This window comes from Nonomuraea aridisoli (assembly GCF_003236395.1).
Lineage (GTDB): Bacteria > Actinomycetota > Actinomycetes > Streptosporangiales > Streptosporangiaceae > Nonomuraea > Nonomuraea aridisoli.
Genome location: NZ_POUD01000459.1, coordinates 1 through 3,953 on the forward strand (window position 1 = coordinate 1; position 3,953 = coordinate 3,953).

Consider the following 3,953-nt stretch of genomic DNA (forward strand, 5'->3'; position numbering starts at 1 on the left):
GCCCCACCCAGCCCAGCAGGATCAGGAACATGAGCCAGTCGGCCGCCATGCTCGCCGCCACCCCCGCGCCCCTGAGCCCGAGCGTGGCGAGCAGGGAGTCGCCGCCGAACACGAAGTCCAGCACGCGGTCCGTGGCCGCGGTGGCGAGCCCCGCCACGCCCACGGACGCGATCAGCGTCACGCCGAGCATGACGATCGAGGCGAGGTCGCGCAGCTTGCTGACGAAGAAGTTGGCGGGCGCGGTGGTGTCCATCGCCATCTGCCGCAGCGCGCCGCGCAGCGCGTCGAGGGCGCCGAGCCCGGCGTACAGGAGGCCGAGCAGGCCGATGATCCCGGCGGTGGCCTTGGCCCCGGCGATGGCCGCGAGGTCGAGCTGGGAGGCGATGCCGGGCAGGCGTTCGGCGACGGCCCGCTGCAGGGCCTCCCTGGTCGGCTCGCTGGTCGCCACCACGTAGCCGAGCACCGCGTACGACAGCGCCAGCAGCGGGAAGAAGGACAGGAACGCGAAGTAGGTGACCGCGCCCGCCAGCCGGTCGCCCGACTGGAGCTGGTAGCGGCGCACGGTACGGATCAGGTGGTCGACCGACGGCCGGCGTACCCGCCACTCCTCCACCTTGCCGCGGGCCCGCGCCCGCACGGCCGCGACGCGTTCGGTGAGACTCTCCATCACGCCCTCTCCCAGGAGCCCTGCGTGGCGGATCACCTGCCCACGAGCCGTGCCGACACGCCCCGCGACCGGAAACGGCCCGTACGCGGCCCTACAGCCCGCGTCTGGCGGCCCAGGAGGCGATGGCGGCGGCGATGTCCCCGGGGCGGTCCTCGGGGGCGTGGTGGCCCGCTGGGCCGCAGTGCTCGGTCTCCAGGGCCGCGATGTTCGCCGCGCACCAGGCCGCCATCTCCTCCCCGATCATCAGCGTCGGCGAGGAGTCGAAGGTGAGCAGCAGCTTGGGCACGTCGTCACTGCTCGCCAGCCACTTCCCGGACGCCTCGACGGGGCCCGCCACGTCGGCGGGCTCGCCGTCGAGCGGCATCGAGCGGGCCCACTCCAGCAGCGGCCGGCGGCTCTCCCGAGTGGGGTAGGGCGCCAGGTACGGCTGCATCTCCCGCTCGCCGAGGGGCGTCAACACGCCCCCGGTGAACGCGGTCTCCACGAGGAAGTTCCCGTCGAGCACCAGCGACTCGCCCTTCGGCCCGCGGATCAGCTCGGTCCGGGCGCGCGGGCCGTCGCCGAGCTCGTCCAGGCTCATGCCCCGCACGATCGCCTCCATGAACGCCACGCCGCGCACCCGGCCGGGGTGGCGCGCCGCCCAGTCGAAGGCGAGCGCGCCGCCCCAGTCGTGGCCGACGAGCACCACGTCCTCCAGCGCGAGCGCGTCGAACCAGGCGTCGAGGTAGCGGGCGTGGTCGCCGAACCGGTACGGCACGTCCGGCTTGCCGGAACGGCCCATGCCGATGAGGTCGGGCGCGAGCAGCCGCCGCCCGGGCCGCGCCACGCCGGGCAGCACGCCGCGCCACAGGTGGGACGAGGCCGGATTGCCGTGCAGGAACACGAAGGGGGCTCCCTCCCCCGAGTCTTCGTAGTGCATGTGCGAGTCGAGCACGTCGACAGCGGGCATGATCCCTCAATTCGTTCGAGTCACTAACGTTCGTCGCGCTAACGAACGGTACATCGTTAGTCGCACTAACGCAACGGTATGATCGCCGCCATGACGGACCCCATGGATCGGCAGGAGACCCCGGCACCGCTGCGGACACTGCCCAGCCGGCTGCTGGCGCTCGTCGCGTCGCACGCCGACCGGATCGTGAGCGAGGGCCTGGCCACGGCGGACGCCCGCAAGTGGCACTACGCGGCACTCGTGGCGCTGCGCGAGTCCGGCCCCATGAGCCAGGCGGAGCTGAGCAGGCGCACCGGCATCTACCGCAGCGACCTCGTGGCCGTCATCAACGAGCTGTCCGCGCGCGGCTTCGTCGAGCGCGCGCCCGACCCCGGCGACCGTCGCCGCAACGTCGTCACCATGACCACCGCCGGTCGCTCGCACCTCGAACGGCTCGACAAACTCATCGCCGACCTCCAGGACACCCTGCTCGCGCCGCTGACCGACGCCGAACGTGAGGAGTTCACGCGTTCACTGGGCCGGCTCCTCGCCCATCACACCCGCTCTGAGCTGCGCTGAAACCATGGCGGCCGGGCACCGCGCGGCCTAGCCTGAAAGCCCTCGGGACCCGATCCGGAAGGCGTGCGCATGCCCGAAATCACCACCGGTCAGATGATCAGGCTCCAACGCGAGCGACGAGGCATGAGCACCACCGCGTTAGCCACACAGTCCGGCTGCACCCCCCGGCACATCGAGCTCATCGAGCACGGCAAACGCACCCCCTCCCTCACCCTGCTGCGCGAGATCGCCAAAGTGCTCGGCGTGCGCACCGCCGTGCTGCTGGGCGAGACCCCGCGCGACTCCCACGAGCCCAGCAGGCCGCAGATCGGCGACATCGAGCGGGCGCTGTTCACCTGCCGCTCGGCCTCGCCCGACATCGAGCCGCCCGACGCCGAGCAACTCGCCGAACGCGTCGCGGCGGCGCGCAACGCCTGGTTCACCTCGACCCGGCGCTACTCGATCCTGATGGCCGCGCTGCCGTCCCTGATCATCGACGCCGAGACGCTGGTCCTCGACCGCGCCCCCGCCTCCCACCGGGTCGCCACCGACGCGTACGTGCTGGCCAGGGCCGTGCTCAAGCACCTGCGGCGGGTCGACCTGGCGCATCTGGCGGCCGACCGGGCGATGCGCTTCGCCGAGGAGTCCGCCGATCCGCTGATGATCGCGTGGGCGTACTGGAACCTGGGGCAGTCGATGCTGGCCGACGACATGCACCAGATCGCGTACGACGTCGCCCGGCGGGCCATCGAGCAGCTCGAACCGCACGTCGGCGACGGCGACGAACGCCACCTCAAGGCGCTCGGCGCGCTCCACCTGCTCGCCGCCGTCGGCGAGGCGCGCGCGGGCGACGACGACGCGGCCAGGGAGCGCGTACGCGGCCCAGCGGCGCGGCTCGCCGAACGGGTCGGCGACTCCTCCGGAGGCTACGACCAGGCGTTCTTCGGACCCACCAACGTCGCCATCCACATGGCCTGCATCGAGACCGACACCGGCCACCCCGACGCGGTGCTGCACATCGCCGACGACATCGACCTGCGCCGCATCCCGTCCGTGGAGCGGCGCGCCACGCACCTCGCCGACGTGGCGCGCGCCTGCGAGGATCTCGGCGACGACGCGGCCAGCCTGCTCCACCTGCTGCGGATCGAGCGTGAGTCGCCGGAGGAGCTCGATCACAAACTTCTGCTGCGGGAGATGGTCCGGTCGCTGGCCCGGCGGGCACGGCCGTCCTGGGCGCCCGAAGTGCGCCATCTGGCCGAACGCCACGAGATCCCCATCTGAGCGAACACAGAGTTCGGATCGCGCGAACGGAGAGTTCCTCCGCCCGAGTTCGTCACGGACAGGCGCCGTGGTGCCACGCTGCGTTCATGACCAGAACGCCTGCAGCCGACGTCGTCATGGAACGCCTGCTCCGGGAGGCGGCACGCGAGTTCCCCGGGTGGGCGTTCGAACGGGACCAGCACGGGTGGACCGCCGCCCGCGGCGAGATCCGGCTCACCCGGCCCACCCTGGCCGCCCTGCGCGCCCTGCTGTGCCTGCACCGGGCCGCCCGATGACCGGCCCGCGCCTCGGCCCCGCCGCCGAGAACCTGGGCCTGGTGACCCGCCAGCTCCACGCGCTGCGCACCACGTACCCGGCATGGGAGATCCACTACTCCCCCGACCCGGGACACTGGACGGCCGTCCTGCGCCGCCCTTTGACGGCGCAACTCGCGGCGGGCGGCGTCCGCAAACGCCTCGCCGCCCCCGACGCCATCACCCTGGCCTCCGCCCTGGCCCACCACACCACCCTCCTCCATAC

Annotated in this window: 6 protein-coding genes; 4 read left to right on the top strand and 2 right to left on the bottom strand. The window is 72.6% G+C overall.

Features of this window, described 5'->3' with window-relative positions:
• Both C1J01_RS46710 and C1J01_RS46715 read right to left on the bottom strand, forming a co-directional pair.
• Nucleotides 1-667: YhjD/YihY/BrkB family envelope integrity protein (locus C1J01_RS46710; RefSeq protein WP_111185435.1), on the bottom strand; the 667-nt coding region annotated here is incomplete at its 3' end.
• A gap of 91 nt (nt 668-758) precedes the next feature.
• Nucleotides 759-1,616 (bottom strand): haloalkane dehalogenase, encoded by an 858-nt coding sequence (locus C1J01_RS46715; protein WP_111185431.1) that lies wholly within the window; start codon nt 1,614-1,616, stop codon nt 759-761.
• Between the two features lie 90 nt (nt 1,617-1,706).
• Here C1J01_RS46715 and C1J01_RS46720 point away from each other — a divergent pair, with 90 nt between their 5' ends.
• The 4 genes from C1J01_RS46720 to C1J01_RS46730 all read left to right on the top strand — a co-directional run.
• Complete coding sequence (locus C1J01_RS46720) at nt 1,707-2,174, top strand: MarR family winged helix-turn-helix transcriptional regulator (RefSeq protein WP_111185437.1); 468 nt, start codon at nt 1,707-1,709, stop codon at nt 2,172-2,174.
• Nucleotides 2,175-2,243: 69 nt separating this feature from the next.
• Complete coding sequence (locus C1J01_RS46725; RefSeq protein ID WP_111185433.1) at nt 2,244-3,434, top strand: helix-turn-helix domain-containing protein; 1,191 nt, start codon at nt 2,244-2,246, stop codon at nt 3,432-3,434.
• A gap of 86 nt (nt 3,435-3,520) precedes the next feature.
• Entirely contained in the window at nt 3,521-3,709 is a 189-nt protein-coding gene (locus C1J01_RS49430) for a hypothetical protein (RefSeq protein ID WP_146616005.1), read from the top strand.
• Nucleotides 3,706-3,953: hypothetical protein (locus C1J01_RS46730; RefSeq protein WP_146616006.1), on the top strand; the 248-nt coding region annotated here is incomplete at its 3' end. The genes C1J01_RS49430 and C1J01_RS46730, both read left to right, overlap by 4 nt.

Coding starts and splice junctions, on each gene's coding strand:
- C1J01_RS46715 (WP_111185431.1), bottom strand. CDS start 1,616: ATGCCCGCTGTCGACGTGCTCGACTCGCACATGCACTACGAAGACTCG.
- C1J01_RS46720 (WP_111185437.1), top strand. CDS start 1,707: ATGACGGACCCCATGGATCGGCAGGAGACCCCGGCACCGCTGCGGACA.
- C1J01_RS46725 (WP_111185433.1), top strand. CDS start 2,244: ATGCCCGAAATCACCACCGGTCAGATGATCAGGCTCCAACGCGAGCGA.
- C1J01_RS49430 (WP_146616005.1), top strand. CDS start 3,521: ATGACCAGAACGCCTGCAGCCGACGTCGTCATGGAACGCCTGCTCCGG.